Below are 23466 nucleotides of genomic sequence, written 5' to 3' on the forward strand. Positions count from 1 at the left end.
ATTGACAGGGAGGAGACGCGCTGGAAACATCTGGCTGATAGCTGGGAGCGCTCCCAGCGACAGGCATCGACGGCACACCCCACCACCACCCCTTCCGCCCGGAAAGGAATCCCGTGATCCTGACCCGACGACGTCGGCGGCATCTCGCGGTACTGGCAGCGACGACCCTGATCCTCACCGGCGCCGGCACCGGCGTGGCCCACGCCGAGGTCCCGCCGGACGCGCCCGAGCAGATCAGCAACGGCGACTTCAGCGAGGGCGTCGCGCCCTGGTTCTCCTATGGCACCGGCCCGCTCGACGTCGTCGACGGCCGGCTCTGCGTCACCGTCCCCGCCGGGCTGGCCAACCCGTGGGACGCCGGCATCGGCCACGACGGGGTCCGGCTCAACGCCGGTGCGGAGTACAAGCTCAGCTTCGACATCTCGGCCACCCCCGGGCTGAGCGTCAACGCCGTGCTCCAGCTCGGCAGCGCCCCCTACACCTCGTACGCGAGCGTGCCGGCGGTGGCCGCCCCGACGAGCAAGCGGGTCGAGCAGACGTTCACCGTCCCGGACGACAACCCCAACGCCCAGCTCATCTTCCAGGTCGGTGGGGCCGCCGCCGAGCAGCGGATCTGCCTGGACAACGTCTCGTTGCGCGGTGGCGAGGCCGCCCCGCCGTACGTGCCGGACACCGGCCCCCGGGTCCGGGTCAACCAGGTCGGCTACCTGCCCGGCGGCCCGAAGAACGCCACCGTGGTGACCGAGTCGACCGAGGCGCTGCCCTGGCAGCTCAAGTCGGCCGCCGGCACGGTCGTCGCCAGCGGCCAGAGCACCCCGCGCGGGGTCGACGCCGCCTCCGGGCAGAACGTGCAGACCGTCGACTTCTCGTCCTTCCGTACGCCCGGCACCGGCTACACGCTGGTCGCCGACGGTGAGACCAGCCACCCGTTCGACATCTCCGGCGACCTCTACGACCGGCTGCGGGCCGACGCGATGCAGTTCTTCTACGCCCAGCGCAGCGGCATCGAGATCGACGGTGACCTGATCGGCGAGGAGTACGCCCGCCCGGCCGGCCACCTCGGCGTGGCCCCCAACCAGGGCGACACGCAGGTGCCCTGCCAGCCCGGCGTCTGCGACTACTCGCTGGACGTGCGCGGTGGCTGGTACGACGCGGGCGACCACGGCAAGTACGTGGTCAACGGCGGTATCGCCGCCTACCAGCTGCTGAGCGCCTTCGAGCGGACCAAGACCGCGGAGACCGCCGCCGGTGGCGCCGCGCTGGGTGACTCGACGCTGCGGGTGCCCGAGCGGGGCAACGCGGTGCCGGACATCCTCGACGAGGCCCGCTGGGAGATCGAGTTCCTGCTCCGGATGCAGGTGCCGGCCGGCAAGCCGCTGGCCGGAATGGTCCACCACAAGATCCACGACAAGGCGTGGACCGGCCTGCCGCTCGCCCCGCAGGACGACGCGCAGCCGCGTGAGCTGCACCCGCCGTCGACCGCCGCCACCCTCAACCTGGCCGCCGTCGCCGCGCAGTGCCAGCGCCTGTTCGCCCCGTACGACGCGGCGTTCGCCGCCCGCTGCGGCACCGCCGCGTCGAGCGCGTACGCCGCCGCCAAGGCCCACCCGGCGGTCTACGCCGACCCGGCCGACGGCATCGGCGGTGGGGCGTACGAGGACAACAACGTCACCGACGAGTTCTACTGGGCCGCCGTCGAGCTGTACCTGACCACCGGCAAGAAGGCGTACCTGGACGACCTGACCGCCTCGCCCCAGCACACCGGCGACGTGTTCGCCACGGGCGGCGCGTTCAGCTGGCAGAGCGTGGGCGCGGTGGGCCGGCTCGAACTGGCCACCGTGCCGAACGGTCTGCCGGCCGCCGACCGGGCCCGGGTCCGCGCCTCGGTGACCGCCGCCGCCGACAACTACCTGACCACCCTGCACGCCCAGGCGTACGGCCTGCCGGTGCCGGGCGAGGCGGCAAGCTACGTCTGGGGCAGCAACAGCAACATCATCAACAACATGGTCGTGCTGGCCACCGCGTTCGACCTGACCCGGGACGCGAAGTACCGGGACGGCGCGGTGCAGGCGACCGACTACCTGCTCGGCCGCAACGCGCTGAACATGTCGTACGTGACCGGCTGGGGCGAGCAGAACGCGCGCAACCAGCACAGCCGGATCTTCGGCAACCAGCTCAACCCGGCCATGCCGAACCCGCCGGTCGGCTCGCTCGCCGGTGGCCCGAACGCCGCCCTGCAGGACCCGTTCGTCGCCCAGCTGCTCAAGGACTGCGCGCCGATGTTCTGCTACGTCGACGACATCAACTCGTACTCGACCAACGAGGTGGCGATCAACTGGAACTCGGCGCTGGCCTGGCTCGCGTCGTTCCTCGCCGACCAGGGGGAGGCCAAGGCCGTGGCCCCGCGCACCTGCGCGGTCAGCTACCAGGTGCACGGCACCTGGCCGGACGGCTCCAACACCCAGGTCGTCCTGCGCAACACCGGTGACACCGCGATCGACGGCTGGACCCTGCGGTACGCCTACAACGGCGACCAGAAGGTCACCCAGGCGTGGTCGGCGAAGGTGACCCAGTCCGGGGCCACCGTGACGGCGAAGAACGAGTCGTACAACGCGAAGATCGCGCCGGGCGCCAGCATTACCTTCGGTCTGCTCGCCAAGACCGGCACGCTGGCCAACCCGGAACCGGATCTGATCACCGTCAACGGCGTCGCCTGCACGGTGTCCTGACCGGCACTCCCACCCTCGGACCCCGGGCTGCCACCCGGGGTCCGAGCGCGCCGGGCGGTCGTCCCCCGACCGCCCGGCGCCCCCGCCCGACCGCCCGGCGTCCCGGCCCAGAGTGGAGACGAGTCCGATGCCCGAGCCGACCACGATCTCCGACGCCGAGCGTCGGCGCATCGTCCACGAGTTCGTCGACGGGACCGTCGGCGACGCCCACCCCGAGGTGGTGGCGATGGTCCGTGACCTCACCCACCGGGTCCGCGACACCGTCGAACTGGCCCGGGCCGCCGGCATCGCGCCCGAGTCGCCCCGCGCCGGCCACGTGGTGGCCGCGCTGGTCTGCGCGTACGGCGAGGTCTTCGACCGGGTCGACGACGCCGGTTACCGCAGCGCGCTGCTGGGCCGGCTGGAGGTCGCCAACGACCCGCGGACCGAGCGGTACTTCCAGCTCCTCGCGACGGTCAACGGCTGGACCGCGCCGCCCACCCTGACGCCGGTGCTGGACTGGTTCATCGCCGCGCTGCGCCACCACCCGGCGCCCTGACCCGCCACCGGCCGGCCCGGTGACGACGGCCGGCGGGCCGGTCAGCCGGCCTGTCGCGTCGACCGGGTCAGGCGCAGGAAGCCGCGCCAGGCACCCGGGCTGAAGGCCAGGGTGCCGCCCGCGCGGTCCTTCGTGTCGCGGACGAGGACGACGCCGGGCAGGTTGTCCGCCACCTCGACGCAGTTGCCACCGTTGTTGCCGCTCCTGGTGCTCGTGTGCCACCGGGCGCCGCTCAGCTCCATGATGCCGCCGCTTTCCTGACGAGTTCCAGGGATCGTGCCCGGGGTAGGGCCTCCCCCACTATGCGCGCCCACCGGCGTTCCAGGACAGCGATGTCCGTGCGCTGGTCGATGATCTGCGCGCGTACCTGCCCGTCGACGTGCGCCACCCGCGTGCCGTCGTCCAGCTCGGCGACGACGAAGGGCCCGCCGAGACCGGCGTACATGCCCGTCTCGGCCGGGACCACGTGCACCTGCACGGTCGGCAGTTCGGCACAGACGGCGAGGTGGGCGCACTGCTCGCGCATCAGTTCGGGCCGGCCCCGCACCGGGCGGTGCAGCACCGACTCGTCGATGACGGCGACCAGCAGCGGCGGGCGGTCGCGGTGCAGGATCGCCTGGCGGGTGAGGCGGGCCGTGATGAGCTGGTCGACCTCCTCCTCGGTCAGGGTCTCCCCGGCCAGGGTCGCCCGCGCGTACGCCTCGGTCTGGAGCAGGCCGGGCACCCAGGCCAGCTCGAAGCCGCGCAGCACGACGGCCTCGCGTTCGATGTCGGCCCACGGCCGGAACCACGCGGGCTCGTGTCGCTTGTGCAGGTCCGGCCAGAGGTCGAGGACGTCCCGCTTGAGCAGCGCGGCGACCTCGGCACGATGGCGGGTCTGGGGGATTCGCCCCTGGCTGGCCCAGCGCGCGGCGGTCTTCGGGTCGACCCCGATGCGGGCGGCGAGGCTCTCGGCCGTCTCACCCGCCTCGGCCATCGCCTCTTTGACTGCCAGATTCATCCTGACCCTCCCCGGACATCCTGGATATCCGGAGTCATCTTGCTACGCCGTGTGATCATGTCGCAACCCTTCGGCACGACGAGACCCCGGCGGCACCGACGGGCCGGACTCCCGTCGGCGGCACCACGGGGGCCGCCCCCGCCCGGGGCGGGGGCGGCCCCTCCACGGTGGACCGACGGGGCTCAGGAACCGGCGGGGGCGCCGGCGGCGACCGGCGCGGGGGCACCGTCGCCACGCCAGACGTAGCTGACCCCGGCCGGCGCGGTGAGCGAGCCGGCGAACAGCGCGTTGACCCGGGACGCCTCGGCGCTGCTCGGCCTGGCGTTGCGGCACGACACCGGTGCGCTGCTGCCCGACATCAGGTCGGTGCACAGGCCGGTCCGGTTGTCCGGCAGGCCGAGGATGTGACCGATCTCGTGGGTGGCGATCCGGGTCCGGTCGTACCCCTGGTCGACGGCCTGGGTGCCCATCCAGACCCGGCCGTTGCCCAGGCTGGCGGTCTGCGCCCGGGGCCAGCCGGTGTCGACGTAGATGGTGATGTTGCCGGGCGTGCGGGCGACCAGCCGGACGTTGGTCACCGAGCTGTTCCAGATCGTCGCGGCCTGGTCGAAGTTGGTGCGGAACTCCCCGGCCCGGCTCGCGTCGTAGTAGACCGTCCGCGCGGCGGCGGACGCCGCGCCGCCACCCGCGGCGACCACGCCGGTCGCCGTGAGCACCAGCGCCAGCAGGGCACCGGCGGTACGCGAGAACTGTCGTCGGCGCATCGTCCGACCTCCCATCGATAGAAGTTCACCGATGTTAAGCGGTCGGTCGGAACCCGGTCGAATAGCGGTTACGTCATACCGCCACCACCGGACGGCTCAGCCGATCTCCTCGTCGACGAAGCACCAACGCCAGGACTCCCCCGGCTGGATGGACCGCATCACCGGGTGCCCGCTCGACTCGAAGTGTTTCGTCGCGTGCTGGTACGGCGACGAGTCGCAGCACCCCACCTGTCCACACTCCACACACGACCGCAGGTGCACCCAGTCGTCGTTGCCGACGGCCACGCACTCCGGGCAGGCGTCGGTGACGCTCGGCTCGGCGGTTCCCGCCCCGGTCAGGTGCGCACAGCTCATCAGTCACTCTCCCGTCGCAACAACGACTCCTCCAGGTCCAGGTCGCGGTACGCCCGCACCAGCACCTCCTCGGGAATCCGTCCCTCGTCACGGGCGGCCCGGAAGACCTCCCGCTCGGCGTCGATCATCTCCTGCCGCAGCCGACCGTACGCCTGCGACGGGGTCTCCCGGTCGCTGCCGCCGAGCCGTTCCCACGCCAGGTTGGTGCGGCTCTGCACCAGCCCGCGCAACCGCTCCACCACGGCCGGCGGCGCACCGTCGGCCAACGCGTCCAGCTTCTCCCGGGCCGCGCGCCCGGCCTGCTGCTGCACCGTGGCGGCGGAGAGCGCGTCGGCCACCGGGTCGTCCGGGGGCAGCTTCAACCGGCGGGCCACCCACGGCAGGGTCGCCCCCTGGCCGAGCAGCGTCGCCATGATCACCGCGAAGGCCAGCCAGATGAACAACGCCCGCTGGTAGGGCTGGTCCCCGGCCAGGGTCAGCGGCAGGCCCAGCGCGGCGGCCAGCGTCACCACCCCGCGCATCCCGGCCCAGCCGATGACGATCGGGAACTGCACCGGCGGGCCCGGGTCGCGCTGCCGCACCCGGGGTACCAGCCGGGCCAGGTAGGTGGCGGGGAAGACCCAGACGAACCGGGTCAGGAAGACCGCCGCCAGCACCGCCGCGGTGATCCCCACCAGCCGGCCGGTCGGCTCGTCGAGGTCCCGCAGGACCTCGGGCAGTTGCAGGCCGACCAGCAGGAAGACCAGCCCCTCCAGCAGGAACTGGACCAGCCGCCAGAACGCGCCGGTCTGCAACCGGGAGGCGGCCGACAGCAGCAGCGGCATCTTGTGGCCGATCCCCAGCCCGGTGACCACGACCGCGACCACCCCGGAGGCGTGGATCTCCTCGGCGGCGAAGACCACCGCGAACGGCACGATCAGCGACAGCGCGTTGTCCAGCAGCGGGTCGGTGGTCCGCTTGTGCAGGTAGCCGAAGACCACCACGCCCAGCAGCCCGACCAGCACCCCGCCGCCGGTGGCGACCACCACCTCCTGCGCCACGTACCCGAAACTCACCGAGCCGGCGCTGGCGGTGGCCGCGACGATCGCCACCCGCAGCAGCACCAGCGCGGTGGCGTCGTTGACCAGGCTCTCCCCCTCCAGGATGGTCACCACCCGCCGGGGCAGGCCCACCCGCCGGGCCACCGCGGTGGCCGCGATCGCGTCCGGCGGGGCCACCACCGCACCCAGCGCCACACAGATCGCGTACGGCAGGTCGGGCAGGAACAGGTGCACCACCGTGCCCACCACGAACGCGGTGAAGATCACCAGACCCACCGCGAGCAGCAGGATCGGCCGCAGGTTGAGCCGGAACGCCGGCACCGACGTGCCCAACGCCGCCACGTAGAGCAGCGGCGGCAGGATGCCCACCAGCACCAGGTCGGGATCGAGCCGCACGTGCGGGAAGCCCGGCAGGAAGGACAGCCCGAGGCCGAGCACCACCAGCAGGATCGGCGCGAGCAGACCCAGCTTGCGGGCCAGCGCGGCGCCGAAGGTCGCGATCGCCAGGAAGACCACGACCTCGAACAGAGCTTCCATGGAGTAGCAGCCTAGGCGTACGGACGGCCCGGGGTGATCACCCGGTGGCGCGCAGCTTCGGCAGCACCTCCGCGCCGAACGTGTCGATGAAGGCGCGCTGCTCCTGCCCGACGTGGTGCAGGGCGATCTGGTCGAAGCCCAGCGACAGGTACTCCTCCAGCCAGCCCACGTGCCGGCCCAGGTCCGCCGACACGTTCACCACCTCGGTGACCTGCTCCAGCGGCACCCGCTCGCTGACCATGTCGAAGTGCTCGGCGGTGTCCAGGTCCCAGCAGACCGGCGGCGCGAAGACGTTGCTGCGCCACTGCTCGTACGCGATCGCCTCCGCCTCGGCCTGCTCCGGCGCCCAGCTCACGTGCACCTGCAGGTGCAGCGGCCCCCGCCCGCCCGCGTCCCGATAGGCGTCGATCATCTCGCGCAGGTGCGCGGTCGGGGCGTTCACCGTGATCAGGCCGTCCGCCCACTCGGCGCACCAGCGGGCGGTGGCCACGCTGACCGCCGCCCCGATCAGCGCCGGCGGTTCCTCCGGCCGGGTCCACAGCTTCGCCCGGTCCACCCGGACCAGGCCGTCGTGGCTGACCTCCTCGCCGGCCAGCAGCGCCCGGATCACCTCCACGCACTCCCGCAGCCGGGCGGTCCGCACGTCCTTACGCGGCCAGCCGTCGCCGGTGATGTGCTCGTTGCTCGCCTCGCCGGTGCCCAGCGCCGCCCAGAACCGGCCCGGGTACATCGCGCCCAGGGTGCCGATCGCCTGCGCGATGATCGCCGGGTGGTAACGCTGGCCTGGGGCGTTGACCACCCCGAACGGCAGCCCGGTGGCCTGCAGCGCCGCGCCCAGCCAGGACCAGGCGAAGCCGGACTGGCCCTGCCGGGTGCTCCACGGCGAGAAGTGGTCCGACGACATCGCGGCGTCGAAGCCGGCGCGTTCGGCGTGCACCACCGCCTCCAGCAGGCGACTCGGATGGATCTGCTCGTGGGAGGCGTGGAAGCCGAACACCGTCATGGCGTCCTTCCGTACCCATGACGGTGTCCGGTTAAAGCTCGCCCGCGCCGGTCGCCCGGCGCGGGGTCACTCGGCGTGCGCGCCGGCCCCGGCGGTGGCCGCGCCCTCCCCCACCCAGACGGTCTTGGTGTTGCAGAACTCCCGCATCCCCAGCGCCGACAGCTCCCGGCCGTAGCCGGAGTTCTTCACCCCACCGAAGGGCAGCTCCGGGTACGAGGTGGTCATGCCGTTGACGAACACGTTGCCGGCGTCCAGGTCGGTGGCGAACCGCTCCTGCTCGGCCGGGTCGGTGGTCCAGGCGTTCGCGCCCAACCCGAACGGCGTGCCGTTGGCCACCGCGACCGCCTCGTCGTACGACGACACCCGGTAGAGCCCGGCGACCGGTCCGAAGACCTCCTCGGCCCACATCCGCATCTGCGGGTTCAGGTCGGTGACCACGGTCGGCGGGTAGAACCACCCGTCGCCGGTCGGCTTCTCGCCGCCGCAGAGCACCGTCGCGCCGTGCGCCACCGCGTCCTGCACCTGGGCGTGGATCTCGTCCCGGCCGCTCTCGCTGGCCAGCGGGCCGACGTCGGTGTCGGCGTCCATCGGGTCGCCGACCCGCAGCGCGGCCATGTTCGCGGCGAACTTCCCGGCGAACGCGTCGAAGACGTCGGTGTGCACGATGAACCGCTTGGCGGCGATGCAGGACTGCCCGTTGTTCTGGCAGCGGGCGGTGGTGGCCACCTCGGCGGCCCGGTCCAGGTCGGCCGAGGGCATCACCACGAACGGGTCGCTGCCGCCCAGCTCCAGCACCGTCTTCTTCAGTTCCCGTCCGGCGATCTGGGCGATCGAACGGCCCGCGCCCTCGCTGCCGGTCAGCGTCGCCGCCCGCACCCGGGGGTCGCTGAGCACCCGGTCGACCGCGTCCGAGCCGACCAGCAGGGTGGTGAACGCCCCCTCGGGGAAGCCGGCCCGGCGGAAGACATCCTCCAGGTAGAGGGCGGTCTGCGGCACGTTGGACGCGTGCTTGAGCAGGCCGGTGTTCCCGGCCATCAGGGCCGGCGCGGCGAACCGCATCACCTGCCAGAGCGGGAAGTTCCACGGCATCACCGCGAGCACCACCCCGATCGGCTGATAGCGGACGAAGGCCCGCTTCGCCTTCACCGCGGCGGCGTCGGCGGGCTCGTCGGCGAGCATCCGCTCCGCGTTCGCGGCATAGAACCGACAGGCGGTGGCGCACTTGGTGACCTCGGCCCGCGCCGCGGCGTAGGTCTTGCCCATCTCGGTGGTCATCAGCCGGGCGGTGTCGTCGCGTTCGGCGTCGAGCAGGTCCGCGGCGGCGTTCATCCACTGCGCCCGCTGGGCGACCGTGGTGCGGCGCAGGTCCCGGAACGCCAGGTCGGCCCGGTCGATGGCGGCGTCGATCTGCTCGCTCGACATCGGCTCGTAGGACTTGAGCACCTGACCGGTGGCGGGGTTGGTGGTGGCGATGGGCATCTCTTCTCCTGTCACTCGAAGAGTGAGTGCCGCGCGCCCGGCTGCTCACGGCGGCGGGCGGCACGGCGGTGCTGGATGACGACCAGGTCGACCACCGCCACGACGGCGAACAGCACGCACAGCACACCCAGCCAGGCCAGCCCGGCCGCGAACGCTCCGACCGCGAGGACGGTCATGGTGACCAGGCCGAACAGGGCCAACGCCAGGCGCAGGTTCAACGCGCTGTACGCGTGGCCGACCGTGCCACGGGCACGCCGGGGCTGCGATCTCGTCATCGTCTCGGCCTACCCCGGTACGGACGCCGCTAACCGGTCCCGACGCCCGGATCACCCCACGTCGGCGCTGCCCACCGGGCCGGTGCCGGGCGGGCGGCCTGCCCGGAGAGCCCCGCTCCGACCTGTTCTTACCAGATTCATGTTTCGAGCTGTTGAATCTGCCCGGAAGTCGACACGAGCGGGCCGCCGCACCCGGTACGGCCCGTAGAGTGACCGGGCTGTCGCTCTGCGCCGTCTGACCGGGGGAAGACGCATGCCTCGACGCTGGGTCGCCGCCGTGGCCTGCCTGTTGGCGCTGACCGCGCTCGCCTGCGAGGAGGGCGGCGGGGCCTCCCCGCGCCCGACGAAGAGCGGATCGACACCGACCGGGCTGCCCGGCACGATGGCCGCCCTCGGCGACTCGATCACCACCGGGTTCGGTTCCTGCCTGGTGCTCACCTCGTGCCAGCGCAACTCCTGGTCCACCGGGGACGGTATCCGGGTGGAGAGCCACTACCGGCGGCTGCTCGACGCCGACGCGCCGATCCGCAACCGGGCCCGCAACCACGCCGTACCGGGGGCCCGCGCCGAGGCCCTCGCCGGGCAGGCCGGTGCCGCCGTCAAGGACAAGGCCGACTACGTCACCGTGCTGATCGGCGCGAACGACGCCTGCCGCGACGACATCGACGCGATGACCGCGACCGCCACCTTCCGCAGCCAGGTCGACCGGGCGCTGCGGGTGCTGCGCGAGGGCCGCCCGAAGGCCCGGGTGCTGGTGGCCAGCATCCCCGACCTCAACCGGCTCTGGGAGATCGGGCACACCGAGTCCCGCGCGGTGCGGATCTGGAAGACCGGGATCTGCCCGGCGCTGCTGGCCAACCCCACCTCGGACGCCAAGGCCGACCGGGACCGCCGGGCCCGCTTCGCCGAGCGGATCGACGCGTACAACAGCCAGCTCAAGGCGGCCTGCCGGGCGTACGGGTCGCGGTGCCGCTACGACGGCGGCGCGGTGCACCGGGTGCGGTTCAGCCTGGACGAGGTCAACGGGTTGGACTGGTTCCACCCCAACGTCGCCGGGCAGAACCGGCTCGCCGACGCGACGTTCTCGGCGGCCGGCTGGCGACTCTGAGTCACCCCGGCACCGGCCCGCTCGCGGCCGGGCGTCGCGTCGTGCGCGGGCCGCGCCCGGCGGCGGGCCGGGCACGGCGTGGCACCACGCCCGGTCAGGGGCGGCGCGGGTGGGGCAGCCCGCCCCGGTGCTCCCGGTAGAGCGCCTGGGCGCGCTCGGCGAGATCCTTGGTGGCCGACGAGTTGGCCCAGGTGCCGAGGATGATCGCGGCACCGGGGACGACCTTGGCGAAGACCCGCTTGGCCGCCCGCACCCCGGCCATCCGGGCCAGCCGGACGCCGAGTTGCAGCATCACCCGCCCGAGCGGGTTCTGGGCGGAGTGACCGAACAGCGCGCCGGCCCGTTCCCGACCGGCCGCGACACCGAGCGCCAACCGGGCCGCCTCGGCCGCCTTGTGCACCTTCTGCAGGACGAGCAGGTCGGTGGCCCGGTCAGGGTGCACCGGGTCCGCGCCGTACGCGGCGGCGACGTGCAGCACCAGCCGGGCCTGGGTCCAGGCCAGCACGCCGACGTCGATGACCGCACCGGGCAGCCCCGCCGCACCCGAGACCGCTCCGGAGAGGCGGGCCCGGTTGACGAAACGCCGGATGGCCTGCTCGGCCAACTGGTCGGCGGTGGCGTCGGGGCGCTCCGCCCGGGCCCGGGCGACCCACTGCGCCGCCTCCGGGCCGAGCCGGCGGACCGCCTCCAGGGCCAGGTGTTCGGGGGCGTACTGCGGGTCGTCCCGCATCCGGTCCCAGAGCCGGGCCGGCGGCGCTTCCGGGGCGTCGCCCGGATCACCGGCCGGTACCGCCGGGACCGGAGCCGACGCCCCCACCGTCGCCGGGACCGTGGCGGTCGGCGACCCGCCGGCCGGTGTCGCGGGGACGGCCGGGCCGGCGGTGTCCGCCGGTACCGGCGGCGTGGGGACGGTCGGTTCGTCGTCGGCGGGGACGGCGTCGGTCACGGATGCTCCCGGGGTGGAATCGGTTCGCGGACGGTCAGCGGCGACGGCCCGACAGCTTGCCGGCCGCCTGCTTGAGCCGTGCCTGGTTCTCCGGCTTGGCCAGCTCGCGCCGACCCCGGTCGACCAACTGCTGACCCTTGGGGGAGCGCAGGAAGGCGCTGATCCGCTGCATCAGTGCTGACATATCGTCCTCCGATCGGGTGTCCTGCGTCATGTGTACCCGATCCGAGCAACCGCCAACCGTCCACTGTGTCCGGTCGAGGGTAGCCATCCGCCGACGCCGACGCGAACCGGCCCGCCCGGTACCGGGCGGGCCGGGCCGGCGGCTCAGACCAGGATGGCGGCGACCACCTCGGTGGCCCGCCACTCGTGCTGGGCGTAGAGGTCCGGGTAGGCGGAGATCTGCACGGCCTGCGCGGCGACGGTGAGCGGGAGGTCCGCCCAACCGGGGATCTCCAGCAGCGCGGTGAGGAACGCCCGGGTGGCGAACGCCGGGTCCATCAGCTGGCCGACCTCGCCCCAGCCGCTGCTCGGGCGCTGCTGGAACAGCCCGACCGAGTCGTGGTCCCAGCCGATCGCCTGGTGCGGGTAGTTCTGCGACTCGGGCAGCACGCCGCTTGCGTAGTTGTAGAGGTTGCTCTCCTGCATCGCGGTGGCCACCGCGATGACCAGGGCCCGGCGCGGGACGCCCATCGCCCGGCCGGCCTTGACGATCTCCTTGGCGTTGTCCATCTGGGCCTGGTCGAGGCCGGCCACCGGGACGATCCGCTTCGGCCGGGGCTTCGGCTTCGGCCGGGGCTTGGGCTTGGTGGTCCTGGTCGCGCTCGGGGTGGGGCTCGGGGTGGCGGCGGTCGGGCTGGCGGCGGCCGGGCTGCTGGGCACGACCGTGACCGGGGTACGGACCTCGGCGCGGGAGGCGGCCTGCTGCTGGGCGCGCTCGGCGAGGGCGGCCTCGGTGCCGAGCCGGTCGTCGGCCCGCTCGTCCGGCAGTGCCTGGACGCCCGCGACGGCGGTGAGGCCGAGGCAGCAGAGCACCCCGGCGGCGAGCAGCGCCGGCCGGCGGCGGCGGAGGTTAACGAGCCCGCCGAGGCGGGTACGGAGGGAGCGGGGTTCACGAAGAACGCCGACCTGAACGGACGAGGGGGTGTCGTCCGAACGGCCAGTCATGCCCTGAGGGGCGCCCTGGTCGTCGATGGTGTCGTCGTCACGCATCCGCCGAGGCTAGACATGCCCTTTCCCGGCCACCCACCAGCAGGAAGTGGCCCTCGCCACACTTTCCGGCGGGCCGCCGGGACGCCCACCCCGGACGCGGGACCGGGGCGACAGACCACCCGCAACGGGCATTACGGTCAGCTACCGCGCCCGCCGTCGTCGGAGTGGGTCGACCACCCAGACCACCGCGGCCGGCCGCATGATCCACCATGTCCCCCTTTCGGGTGACACGCCGGAACCATCCGACCGGGTCGCTCCGGCCCGTCCGGCGAATTGGTGGCTTCCTCCGGGTTTGATAGCCGGATCGGTCACGACGCGCCCAGTGATGGAATGGATGACGCCGACGGGTACGTTCCCCGAACCGGGTGCCGTCCGTGCGCGGCCACCCGTAGGCGCATTTCCTCAGGAGGTCCGACCGGTGCTCGACCCACACGAGCTGTACCAGCTCACCGACGATCTGCCCGACCTCGGCCAGCCGGTGCTGATCCAGGCGCTCACCGGCTTCGTCGACGCCGGCAACGCCACCCGGCTGGCCCGCGAGCAGCTCCTCACCTCACTGGACGCCCGGACGATCGCCACCTTCGACGTCGACCAGCTCTTCGACTACCGGTCCCGCCGGCCGGTGATGACCTTCGTCGAGGACCACTGGGAGGACTACGACGCCCCCGAGCTCGCCCTGCACCTGCTGCGCGACGACGACGAGACGCCCTTCCTGCTGCTCACCGGCCCGGAGCCGGACCTGCAGTGGGAACGGTTCGTGGCGGCGGTCGGCGCGGTGGCCGCCCGGCTCGACGTCCGGCTCACCGTCGGGCTCAACTCCATCCCGATGGCCGTCCCGCACACCCGACCCACCGGAGTCACCGCGCACGCCACCCGCCGCGAGCTGATCGCCGGATACGAACCGTGGTTGCAGCGGGTGCAGGTCCCGGGCAGCGTCGGCCACCTGCTGGAATACCGGCTCGGCGAGGCCGGCCGGGACGCCCTCGGGTTCTCCGCGCACGTGCCGCACTACGTCGCCCAGACGGAGTACCCGGCCGCCGCCGAGGTGCTGCTCGCCTCGGTGTCCCGCAGCACCGGGCTGCTGCTGCCCAACGAGAGCCTCCGCTCCGCCGCCGAGGTGGTCCGGGTGGAGATCGACCGGCAGGTCGCCCAGACCGACGAGGCCGCCGCGCTGGTCACGGCCCTGGAGGAGCAGTACGACGCGTTCGCCCGGGGTCGGGGGGAGAAGAACCTGCTCGCCGCCGAGACCGGCCCGCTGCCCACCGCCGACGAGCTGGGTGCCGAGCTGGAGCGTTTCCTCGCCGAGCAGACCCGACCCGGCGAGACCCCGGGCGCCTGAACCACGGCCGGGCGGCATCGCCGCCGCCCGGCCCGCCCACCCGCAGCCCCCGCGCGTCGCAGCCGACCCGACGGCGGGCCGCCCCGGCGGGGTGGGCCGCGATGCGGCAGGCTGGGCACATGCGCCTGGCGACCTGGAACGTGAACTCGGTGAAGGCCCGCCTGCCCCGCCTGCTCGACTGGCTGGCCGGCACCGCCCCCGACGTGGTCTGCCTCCAGGAGACCAAGTGCCCCGACGGGGCCTTTCCCGCCGCCGAGGTCGGCGAGCTGGGCTACGAGGTGGCCAGCCACAGCGACGGCCGGTGGAACGGGGTGGCCATCCTGTCCCGCGTCGGCCTGACCGACGTCGCCGTCGGGTTCCCCGACGAGCCGGGCTTCCCCCTACCCGAGGCCCGCGCCATCGCCGCCACCTGCGCCGGGGTCCGCATCTGGTCGGTGTACGTGCCGAACGGCCGCGCCACCGACGACCCGCACTACACGTACAAGCTGGCCTGGCTGGCGGCGCTGCGGGACGCGGTGACGCCGGCGGTGGCCGCCGGTGGACCCGTCGCCGTCTGCGGGGACTTCAACGTCGCCCCGACCGACGCCGACGTCTGGGACCCGGCGCTCTTCGTCACCTCGACCCACGTCACCCCCGCCGAGCGGGCCGCCCTGGCCGCCCTGCGCGACCTCGGCCTCAGCGACGTGGTGCCCACCCCGATGAAGGGCCCGCACCCGTACACCTACTGGGACTACCGGGCCGGCATGTTCCACCAGAACAAGGGCATGCGGATCGACCTGGTGTACGCCTCCGCGCCGCTGGCCCGCGCGGTCCGCTCCGCGTACGTCGACCGGGAGGCCCGCAAGGGCAAGGGCCCCTCCGACCACGCCCCGGTCGTGGTCGACGCCGACCTGCCCGGCGCGGAGCCGATCGGCCCTACCGGGCAGCGGTAGCGCGCCACACCCCGGCTCAGCGCCCGACCGGACCGGCTGCGCGGGGCTAGGGTGGGCAGATGGCAGTCGTGAAGATCAACGCGATCGACGTCCCGCCCGGTGCCGGCGAGGAGCTGGAGAAGCGGTTCGCCGCCCGGGCCGGCGCGGTGGAGAACTCCCCCGGTTTCCTCGGCTTCGAGCTGCTGCGCCCGGTGGCCGGCGAGAGCCGCTACTTCGTGTACACCCGGTGGGAGACCGAGGAGGCGTACCAGGCGTGGGCGGCCGGGCCGTCGCGGGCCGCGCACGCCGGTGGTGGGGGCGGCGAGCAGCAGCGGCCGGTGGCCTCCGGCGCGACGCTGCTGGAGTTCGAGGTGGTCCAGCAGGTGACCGGCAAGGGCTGACCGCGACCCCGGGCGGTCAGAGCCAGGGCAGGACGGGCGCGGTGGTGGGGGCGGCGAGCCGGGCGAGCCAGCCGGCGATCCCGGCGGCGCCCTGCATGAAACCGGGCTCCGGCGGCAGCTCCGCCGGGGTCCGGGTGTGCTCGGTGTTGGACCAGGCGACACCCGTCGGGGTGGTCACGGTCCGGGCGAGCACGTCCTCGGCGAGCCGGTGCGCCCAGGCGAGCAGGGCGGGGTCGGCGGTGGCCCGGTAGCGGTCGAGCAGCAACTGCCCGACGCCGGCCGTGCCGCAGCACCGGGCGAGGTTGTCCCAGAAACCCGGGTACCGCCGCTGCGGCAGGCCGCTGTCACGCAGCGCCCCGAGGCACCCGTCGACGGCCCGCTGCCAGCGGGGCTGCGGGTCGACGGTGTCGAGCAGGGTGAACAGCCGCACCGTGCCGGTGGGGCCGTGGCACCAGCCGAAGTTGACCGCCGGGCGGTCCGGGCGGGGCGGGACCAGCAGCGGCAGCGCCCAGCCGTCCGGGTGGTCACCCATCGCCAGCAGGCCGTCGGCGGCGCGGACGGCGGTGTCGAGCAGGTCGTCGCGGCGCAGGGTGACACCGGCGACGGCGAGGGCGTAGGCGACCCCGGCGGTGCCGTGGGAGAAGCCGGGCATCAGGCGCTCGTCGCCGGCCCGCATCCGCCAGTGCGGACCGTCCGGGTGTTCCTCGGCGAGCCCCACCAGCCCGTCGGCGAGGAGGTGCGCCGCCTGCGCCACCACCGGACCCGTGTCGTCGGCGTCGAGGAGGGCCAGCAGGATGCCCGCGTCGCCGGAGATGACGTCGGAGCACCGGTCCGGGTCCACCGGGCGGTCCCGCAGCCGTTCGGCGACGCGTGCCGTCACCGACGCGGCGGCGTCGAGGGCGACCGGGTCGGCGGCGGCCCGACCCCAGGCGCGCAGGGCGACGGCGGCCCCGGCCCAACCGCCGAACACCCCGTCGTCGGGCAGCGTCGCGGCGTCCGGCTCGTGCCGGGCGAGGTGTACCAACCGGTCCCGGGCACCGGCCGCGACCCGGTCGAGAGCCGACCCGGCTCCGCTGCCCGCCCCGGTGCCGGGGCGCGCGTCCCCGGTGGGCACCCCGCCTGCCGGGGAGGCACCGGCGGCGGTGGCCTCGGCGCAGCCGAGCAGCACCCCGGCGGTGCCGGCGTACAGGTCGTCGAAGGGTTCGCCCGCCTCCCGCCAGCACGGGCCGCCGTCGGCGGGCACCGCCACCGACTCGATCCAGGTGAAAGCCTGCCGCACCACGTCCGCCGTCACCGCGCGATCCTGCCATCCGCCGCCGTGCGGTGTCGCCGCAATATCGTCCCGGCGGTCAGGGTGACCGGGTCGCCGCCAACGAGGCGAACGCGATGACGTTGTCGGCGTAGCCGGTGCGTCCGCCGATCCACTGGCCGCCGCAGGTGATCAGCCGCAGCGCGGGTGCGCCGTCGCGGCCGTAGACCCGGTCGGCGGGCAGGGCCGACTTGTCGAAGAACTCCACCGAGTCGATCCGGAACACCACCACCCGCCGGTCGTCCCGGGTCACCTCGATCGTGTCGCCCGGGTTGAGTTTGCGCAGGTCGTAGAAGACCGAGGGGCCGTCCTTCGAGTCGACGTGGCCGACGATGATCGCCCGGCCGGGCTCGCCGGGGGTCGGGCCCCGGTCGTACCAGCCGGTCTCGTCGTGCCGGTCGAGCGGCGGTACGTCGATCGATCCGTCCCGGGCCTGACCGACCGGGGCGACCTGGGCGTTCACCTTGATCGCGGGCACGGTGAGCCGTACCGGGCGGCTGGCCGGCAGGCTGCCCGGCGCGGGGCTCTGCCGGGCACCGGCGGCCGGGCGTTGCGACGGGGTGCCCGTCCAGTCCAGGGGCCCGACCGAACGCCCCAGCCCGGCGCCGGTGGCGAAGATCCCGAGCAGCACCAGCGCCACGGCCAGCGGCACCGACCAGGGCCCGCGCGTCGAGGACCGCCCGCCGGCCGGGGCGGCCGGGGCCGGGCCGGCAGCCGTCGGGCCGCCGGTGGACGGGACCGGAGCACGGAACGGGGGCGACATCGGATCGTCGGGCGGCCGGGTCGGAGCGCCGCGCTGCGCAGCCGCGGCGGGCGGCGGCGGACCGGGCACCGGGCCGGCCGGCGGGGGAATCAGACCGACCCACCGGGGGCGGGGACCGGGGCCGCCGGAGGGGGAACGGTACGCCCGCGTGCCACTGGGTGGCGGGCTGCCGGGGGGCGGGAGCGGGCCGTTACGCGGACCCGGGGAGGCGGGCGGCACGGTCACTGCCCGGCGACGCCACGCGGCCGGCGGGCCGCCACGATACCGACGACGGCCCCGGCGATGGTCAACGCCAGCCCGCCGGGCACGAGCAGCCCGCCGGGTATCCCGTCGCCGCCGGCCGCGCCGCCGAAGCCGGTGTGCGGCCCGGGGCTGGGCTTGACCTTCTTGACCACCTGGAGCGCCGTCGATGCGGTCGCCCCGTCGGGGCATTCCAGCTTGACCCGGTAGTTGCCCGGCCGGACCCGCTCCCTGACCATCGGCGCGGCGGTGAGCAGGCCGTGCTGCGGCTGCACCTGGACCCGGCCGAAGGCGTCGGACACGACCGTCGCCGGGATCGAGTTGTCGTGGCAGCTCGCCCGGATGCCGACCAGGTAACCCGGCTCGACGGTCCCCGGGGTCACCTCGACGAAGAGCACGCCGGGCGGCGGCTGCGGTTCACCGCCCCCGTCGGGCGGGGGCTGACCCGGCCCGGGGGCCGCGGCGACGACCGGCGGGGCGACCGGGACCGGGGCGGCGGAGGCCGGAGCGGTGTGCCACAGGGCGGGGACGAGGGCACCGACGGCGACCGCAAGCGCGGTGCGGTGCAGCGGAATCGACACGTCTCCCCCTTCCGGCGCCCCGGGGCAGCGCCGGACTGACCCGGACGCCGACCTGCCGTACGGGATGAATCGTCTCACCCTCCGACCGACGGCACATCCGATACGGCGGAACCGTCGCGTACGCTCGGGTCGCTGTGACCTCCATCGACCAGAACCCCGCCGTCCCGGTGGCCCGGCCGGGCACCGGGACGATCCGCACCTTCCACCCCCGCCGGGGCCGGATGTCCAGCCGGCAGACCGACGCGCTGGCCCGGCTGCGGCCGGCGTACGGGATCGAGATCGCCGACCTCGACGGGCCGGTCGATCCGGCCGGGTTCTTCGGTCGGGGCGCGCCGGTGGTGCTGGAGATCGGCTCGGGGATGGGTGACGCCACCGCGGCGATGGCCGCCGCCGACCCGGACCGTGACTACCTGGCGGTCGAGGTGCACACCCCGGGCATCGCCAACCTGCTCGACCTGGTGCAGCGCCACGGCCTGGGCAACGTCCGGGTCGCCCAGGGTGACGCGCTGGACCTGGTCCGGGCCATGCCGGAGCGCTGTCTGGACGCGGTGCACGTGTTCTTTCCCGACCCGTGGCCCAAGTCGCGGCACCACAAGCGGCGGATCATCCAGCCGGAGCACGTGGCGTTGCTGCGGTCCCGGTTGGCCGGCGGCGGGACGCTGCACTGCGCCACCGACTGGGCCGAGTACGCCGAGTCGATGCGCTCGACGCTGACCGCCGACCCGGAGCTGGTCGACGTGCACGGCGGGTACGCACCCCGGCCCGCCCACCGTCCGGTGACCAAGTTCGAGCGGCGGGCCCTGACCGCCGGCCGCGAAGTCTTCGACCTGGTCCACCGCCGCCGCGCCTGAGCCCGCCGGATCGCCCCGGCGGTGGTGTCCGGCCACCGGCGACACCGCCACCTCGGCCCACCGGCGGTCCCGCGCTACGGGCGGGACGGGGGTCGGGCGGGCGGCCCGGTTGGCGTGGGGGGTGGTGGTGCGGGCACGATGGGGGGCGTTATGACGCTCACTGCCGCGCTGCCTCGAAGCGCCGACCCCGACACCCTCTTCGACGCGTTCGCCGGCTGGGCGAAAGAGCGTGGGCTGGACCTCTACCCGCACCAGGAGGAGGCGGTCATCGAGATCGTCTCCGGCGCGAACGTGATCATGAATACGCCGACCGGTTCGGGCAAGAGCCTGGTGGCGATCGCGGCGCACTTCACCGCCCTGGCCGACGACCGGACGAGCTTCTACACCGCGCCGATCAAGGCCCTGGTGTCGGAGAAGTTCTTCGCGCTCTGCGAGGTGTTCGGCGCGGAGAACGTCGGCATGCTGACCGGCGACGCCAGCGTCAACGCCGACGCCCCGATCATCTGCTGCACCGCCGAGATCCTGGCCAACCTGGCGCTGCGCGAGGGGGCTCGGGCCGACGTCGGCCAGGTGGTGATGGACGAGTTCCACTTCTATGCCGAGCCGGACCGGGGCTGGGCGTGGCAGGTGCCGATCATCGAGCTGCCGCAGGCCCAGTTCGTGCTGATGTCGGCCACCCTGGGGGACACCACCCGGTTCGTCGACGACCTGACCCGGCGCACCGGCCGGTCGACCGCCGTGGTCCGGTCGGCCGAGCGGCCGGTCCCGCTGATCTTCTCGTACGCGATGACGCCGCTGCACGAGACGCTCGAAGAGCTGCTGGAGACCAAGCAGGCCCCGGTGTACGTGGTGCACTTCACCCAGGCCGCCGCGCTGGAACGCGCCCAGGCGCTGATGAGCGTGAACGTCTGCACCCGGGCCGAGAAGGACATGATCGCCGCCGCGATCGGCAGCTTCCGGTTCACCTCCGGCTTCGGCAAGACGCTGTCGCGGCTGGTGCGGCACGGCATCGGCGTACACCACGCCGGCATGCTGCCCAAGTACCGCCGGCTCGTGGAGACCCTGGCCCAGGCCGGCCTGCTGAAGGTCATCTGCGGCACCGACACGTTGGGCGTGGGCATCAACGTGCCGATCCGCACGGTGCTGTTCACCGGCCTGAGCAAGTACGACGGGGTACGCACCCGGCTGCTCAAGGCCCGCGAGTTCCACCAGATCGCCGGCCGGGCCGGACGGGCCGGCTTCGACACCATCGGGCGGGTCGTGGTGCAGGCCCCCGAACACGTGATCGACAACGAGAAGGCCCTGGCCAAGGCGGGCGACGACCCCAAGAAGCGCCGCAAGGTGGTCAAGAAGAAGCCGCCGGAGGGCTCGGTCGGCTGGGGCGAGCCGACGTTCCAGCGCCTGGTCGAGGCCGAGCCGGAGCCGCTGACCTCCAGCTTCCAGGTCAGCCACTCGATGCTGCTCAACGTGATCGGCCGCCCGGGTGACGCGTTCGCCTCGATGCGGCACCTGCTCACCGACAACCACGAGGACGCCGCCGCCCAGCGCCGGCACATCCGCCGGGCGATCGCCATCTACCGGGCGCTGCGGGCCGGCGGGGTGGTCGAGCAGCTCGACGAGCCCGACGAGACGGGTCGCCGGGTCCGGCTCACCGTCGACCTCCAGCTCGACTTCGCGCTCAACCAGCCGCTGTCGCCACTGGCGCTGGCCGCCATCGAACTGCTCGACGTCGAGTCCCCGTCGTACGCCCTGGACGTGCTGAGCGTGATCGAGTCGATCCTCGACGACCCGCGCCAGGTGCTCTCCGCGCAGCAGTTCAAGGCCCGCGGCGAGGCGGTCGCCGCGATGAAGGCCGAGGGCATCGAGTACGAGGCCCGCATCGAGCTGCTCGACGAGGTGACCTGGCCCAAGCCGCTGGCGGAGCTGCTGCACGCCGCGTACGAGATGTACCGGCAGGGGCACCCCTGGGTCGCCGACCACCAGCTCTCCCCCAAGTCCGTCGTGCGGGACATGTACGAGCGCGCGATGACCTTCGGCGAGTACGTGCAGTTCTACGGGCTGACCCGGTCCGAGGGGCTGGTGCTGCGCTACCTCGCCGACGCGTACAAGACGCTGCGGCAGACCGTGCCCGAGGACGCCAAGACCGAGGAGCTGGTCGACCTCATCGAGTGGCTGGGCGAGCTGGTCCGGCAGGTCGACTCCAGCCTGATCGACGAGTGGGAGCGGCTGCGCAACCCCTCCGACGTCGCGGACGCCGCCCAGGCGCACGCGTCGCTGGAGGAGCGGGTGCCGGCGGTGACCCGCAACGCCCGCGCCTTCCGGGTGCTGGTGCGCAACGCGTTGTTCCGCCGGGTCGAGCTGGCCGCCCTGCGCCGCTGGTGGGACCTCGGCGAGCTGGACGGGGCATCCGGGTGGGACGCCGACGCCTGGGCGGAAGCGCTGGAGCCGTACTTCGAGGCGTACGACGGGATCGGGGTGGGACCGGACGCGCGCGGGCCGGCGCTGCTCATGATCGAGCAGGGGCGGGAGAAGTGGACCGTCCGGCAGATCCTGGACGACCCGGAGGGCGACCACGACTGGGGGATCAGCGCCGAGGTCGACCTGGCCGCCTCGGACGAGGTGGGTGCCGCCGTGGTCCGGGTGACGGACGTCGGGCAGCTCTGAGTCTTTCTTCGCAGGGGCCGTCCGGTGTGTCCGTGTCCGGTCCGGCATCGGTGGCCGCCGGTCGCGTGGATGGCCACCAGCGGGACAGCTTCCTGCGGACGATCCGCCGTGATCTCGTCCGGAATCAGTTGGCCATCTCTTGGCTGCCTGGGACGTTACGGCGGGGCGGGAGTTCGAAGAGCGCGCTTCGCGCGAGCCACTGTCCGGCGGGCGTCGAGCCAGGCGACTACGGCTGTCCGTATCCGAGGCGAGGAGACGGCTTCGCCTCGCCGTCTCGCGCTGAGTTGGTCGATCAGCCAGGTTGGGGCGTGCGCCTGTTCGATGGCCTGCGTCTTGGTGAGGAGTTCGCCCTTGTCGAGTGCGTGGCGACCCCTGGCCATGGAGGTAAGGCCGAGTTCAGCGATGGTGGGGTCCACCCATATCCACGGACGTCGAGCGGCCCAGGCCCAGTAGCCGGTGAGCTCGGCACGGGCCGCCGCTCGTATGTCCTCGGCTGAGACTGCGGGGAAGACCTCGCGCGGCGAGCGTCCGAAGACCTCGTATCCGTGTCTCGCTAGTTCTGCTCTTGTGACCCGGGAAAGAATGCGGTGAACGAGTCGACCGTGGGTCCAGGTCGGATGCTGCTCCTCGATTTCGGAGACGGTCGCAGTGTCGACGTATACGCAGCCCAGGCTGAAGCCCGCGCCGCTCCCGCTGTCGAGTCGACGGTGGATCACTGAAAGTGCTGCCTGCCGACCGGTGTCAACAGGGCCGTCAACAAGCGCAACCAGGTCAAGATCGCTGATGCGTGGGACGTAGTCACCGGTGGCCAACGACCCTGCCACCAGGAGATCGCTGACCCAACCGAGTTCCTTCAGTTCGTGGCCGAGGTCCCGAACGGCAGCAGGTGATGTCGCCATGGTGGCGAGTGTAGGAAACGCCTGCGGCAGCCGACATGAATTTCGCTGCTCGATGGTCTCGCTCAACTGTTGTCCCGCAGTCCGGTCCGACCCGACGTCGTTGTACGCCTGCTGCTGGAATTGATCGATCACAATGGGTGCGTCGACGGCCAACAGGGCCTCGCCGATGACGAGGGCGGAACTCCCGTACGCGAGCCCGATCTCCACGATCCTCCGCGCCTTCTCGGCGACCAGGAGGTCACGGACGAGGTCGCAGTCGCGTTCGGGCAGGGTCACGGTCTGGAGACCGAGTTCAGGTCCGCGCGTCCACACCAACCCGTCCCGGGCAATTTGGTTGGGTACATCCCGAACTCGCGCTCCGCGTCGTTCGTCACGCGACCAGTGCCCAGAGGGGCAGTCGGAGGGAGCCGCGGGAGAACCTCGGGGGTGGCTGGCCGTCTTCGGGCGGACGAGACCACGCTGTCGGCCACGCTCCGGCGGACTGGCCGACTGCACCCGGACTGGACCGGGATCGGCGGCCTCC

Annotated in this window: 22 protein-coding genes and 1 pseudogene; 8 read left to right on the top strand and 15 right to left on the bottom strand. The window is 73.3% G+C overall.

Translation table 11 applies throughout. The features are described from left to right. The first annotated feature begins 119 nt into the window (after positions 1-119). Positions 120-2729: a glycoside hydrolase family 9 protein gene (locus tag ACN265_RS21100; RefSeq protein WP_420118214.1), complete on the top strand. Its 2610-nt coding sequence runs from the start codon at positions 120-122 to the stop codon at positions 2727-2729. Positions 2730-2856: 127 nt separating this feature from the next. Then, positions 2857-3267 (top strand): hypothetical protein, encoded by a 411-nt coding sequence (locus tag ACN265_RS21105; protein ID WP_421409061.1) that lies wholly within the window; start codon positions 2857-2859, stop codon positions 3265-3267. 41 nt (positions 3268-3308) lie between these two features. On the opposite strand, the gene ACN265_RS21110 is transcribed toward ACN265_RS21105, so the two are convergent. The 8 genes and pseudogenes from ACN265_RS21110 to ACN265_RS21145 form a co-directional block, all read right to left on the bottom strand. After that, on the bottom strand, positions 3309-3509 hold the full coding sequence (locus ACN265_RS21110) for a DUF397 domain-containing protein (protein ID WP_204927907.1): 201 nt from the start codon (positions 3507-3509) through the stop codon (positions 3309-3311). Then, positions 3500-4267, bottom strand: coding sequence for a Scr1 family TA system antitoxin-like transcriptional regulator (locus tag ACN265_RS21115; protein ID WP_420118503.1), 768 nt, complete (start codon positions 4265-4267; stop codon positions 3500-3502). The genes ACN265_RS21110 and ACN265_RS21115 overlap by 10 nt, the downstream gene beginning before the upstream one ends. A gap of 191 nt (positions 4268-4458) precedes the next feature. Next, positions 4459-5031, bottom strand: a pseudogene (locus ACN265_RS21120) (snapalysin family zinc-dependent metalloprotease); the annotation flags it as partial. Positions 5032-5127: 96 nt separating this feature from the next. Next, positions 5128-5385 carry a UBP-type zinc finger domain-containing protein gene (locus tag ACN265_RS21125; protein WP_088646235.1) on the bottom strand — a complete coding sequence of 86 codons (258 nt, stop codon included), beginning with the start codon at positions 5383-5385 and terminating at the stop codon, positions 5128-5130. After that, the gene (locus ACN265_RS21130; protein ID WP_420118504.1) at positions 5385-6962 is read right to left on the bottom strand and encodes a Na+/H+ antiporter; all 1578 of its coding nucleotides are present in this window, start codon (positions 6960-6962) and stop codon (positions 5385-5387) included. Before ACN265_RS21130 ends, ACN265_RS21125 begins: the two co-directional genes overlap by 1 nt. Before the next feature lie 37 nt (positions 6963-6999). Then, the gene (locus ACN265_RS21135) at positions 7000-7965 is read right to left on the bottom strand and encodes a TIGR03885 family FMN-dependent LLM class oxidoreductase (protein ID WP_421409064.1); all 966 of its coding nucleotides are present in this window, start codon (positions 7963-7965) and stop codon (positions 7000-7002) included. A 66-nt stretch (positions 7966-8031) separates the two neighbouring features. Then, positions 8032-9444: an NADP-dependent succinic semialdehyde dehydrogenase gene (locus tag ACN265_RS21140; RefSeq protein WP_421409066.1), complete on the bottom strand. Its 1413-nt coding sequence runs from the start codon at positions 9442-9444 to the stop codon at positions 8032-8034. 11 nt (positions 9445-9455) lie between these two features. Further along, on the bottom strand, positions 9456-9719 hold the full coding sequence (locus ACN265_RS21145; RefSeq protein WP_421409067.1) for a DUF6343 family protein: 264 nt from the start codon (positions 9717-9719) through the stop codon (positions 9456-9458). A gap of 253 nt (positions 9720-9972) precedes the next feature. Here ACN265_RS21145 and ACN265_RS21150 point away from each other — a divergent pair, with 253 nt between their 5' ends. After that, the gene (locus tag ACN265_RS21150) at positions 9973-10827 is read left to right on the top strand and encodes a GDSL-type esterase/lipase family protein (RefSeq protein ID WP_420118508.1); all 855 of its coding nucleotides are present in this window, start codon (positions 9973-9975) and stop codon (positions 10825-10827) included. Positions 10828-10921: 94 nt separating this feature from the next. Here ACN265_RS21150 and ACN265_RS21155 read toward each other — a convergent pair whose 3' ends face one another. The 3 genes from ACN265_RS21155 to ACN265_RS21165 form a co-directional block, all read right to left on the bottom strand. Further along, entirely contained in the window at positions 10922-11644 is a 723-nt protein-coding gene (locus ACN265_RS21155) for an EcsC family protein (RefSeq protein WP_421411561.1), read from the bottom strand. A gap of 163 nt (positions 11645-11807) precedes the next feature. After that, positions 11808-11957, bottom strand: a complete 150-nt coding sequence (locus ACN265_RS21160) for a hypothetical protein (protein WP_168222413.1) — start codon at positions 11955-11957, stop codon at positions 11808-11810. Between the two features lie 143 nt (positions 11958-12100). Next, positions 12101-12985 (bottom strand): peptidase M23, encoded by an 885-nt coding sequence (locus tag ACN265_RS21165; RefSeq protein WP_420118509.1) that lies wholly within the window; start codon positions 12983-12985, stop codon positions 12101-12103. A 418-nt stretch (positions 12986-13403) separates the two neighbouring features. Between ACN265_RS21165 and ACN265_RS21170 the strand changes: the two genes are divergently transcribed. The 3 genes from ACN265_RS21170 to ACN265_RS21180 all read left to right on the top strand — a co-directional run bounded on the left by ACN265_RS21170 (position 13404) and on the right by ACN265_RS21180 (position 15636). Then, entirely contained in the window at positions 13404-14324 is a 921-nt protein-coding gene (locus tag ACN265_RS21170; RefSeq protein WP_088646244.1) for a proteasome assembly chaperone family protein, read from the top strand. A gap of 119 nt (positions 14325-14443) precedes the next feature. Beyond that, on the top strand, positions 14444-15256 hold the full coding sequence (locus tag ACN265_RS21175; protein WP_421409069.1) for an exodeoxyribonuclease III: 813 nt from the start codon (positions 14444-14446) through the stop codon (positions 15254-15256). A 59-nt stretch (positions 15257-15315) separates the two neighbouring features. After that, positions 15316-15636, top strand: coding sequence for an antibiotic biosynthesis monooxygenase family protein (locus ACN265_RS21180; protein WP_088646246.1), 321 nt, complete (start codon positions 15316-15318; stop codon positions 15634-15636). A gap of 16 nt (positions 15637-15652) precedes the next feature. On the opposite strand, the gene ACN265_RS21185 is transcribed toward ACN265_RS21180, so the two are convergent. The 3 genes from ACN265_RS21185 to ACN265_RS21195 all read right to left on the bottom strand — a co-directional run bounded on the left by ACN265_RS21185 (position 15653) and on the right by ACN265_RS21195 (position 18529). Further along, positions 15653-16930 (bottom strand): lanthionine synthetase LanC family protein, encoded by a 1278-nt coding sequence (locus ACN265_RS21185; protein WP_421409071.1) that lies wholly within the window; start codon positions 16928-16930, stop codon positions 15653-15655. Between the two features lie 55 nt (positions 16931-16985). Next, on the bottom strand, positions 16986-17708 hold the full coding sequence (locus tag ACN265_RS21190) for a class F sortase (protein WP_421409072.1): 723 nt from the start codon (positions 17706-17708) through the stop codon (positions 16986-16988). Between the two features lie 221 nt (positions 17709-17929). Beyond that, complete coding sequence (locus ACN265_RS21195) at positions 17930-18529, bottom strand: hypothetical protein (RefSeq protein ID WP_357934202.1); 600 nt, start codon at positions 18527-18529, stop codon at positions 17930-17932. A gap of 221 nt (positions 18530-18750) precedes the next feature. On the opposite strand from ACN265_RS21195, the gene trmB reads away from it, so the two are divergent. Together trmB and ACN265_RS21205 are read left to right on the top strand one after the other, a co-directional pair. After that, a complete protein-coding gene (gene trmB / locus ACN265_RS21200; protein ID WP_421411563.1) occupies positions 18751-19380 on the top strand; it encodes a tRNA (guanosine(46)-N7)-methyltransferase TrmB in 630 nt (209 codons plus the stop codon). Between the two features lie 150 nt (positions 19381-19530). Further along, a complete protein-coding gene (locus ACN265_RS21205) occupies positions 19531-22044 on the top strand; it encodes a DEAD/DEAH box helicase (protein ID WP_421409074.1) in 2514 nt (837 codons plus the stop codon). Positions 22045-22199: 155 nt separating this feature from the next. Here ACN265_RS21205 and ACN265_RS21210 read toward each other — a convergent pair whose 3' ends face one another. Continuing rightward, on the bottom strand, positions 22200-22943 hold the full coding sequence (locus tag ACN265_RS21210) for a nucleotidyltransferase domain-containing protein (protein ID WP_421411565.1): 744 nt from the start codon (positions 22941-22943) through the stop codon (positions 22200-22202). Positions 22944-23466 lie beyond the last annotated feature (523 nt).

Origin of the sequence: Micromonospora sp. WMMD730, assembly GCF_049178955.1 — a bacterium.
In the GTDB taxonomy this organism is placed as follows: domain Bacteria; phylum Actinomycetota; class Actinomycetes; order Mycobacteriales; family Micromonosporaceae; genus Micromonospora; species Micromonospora wenchangensis.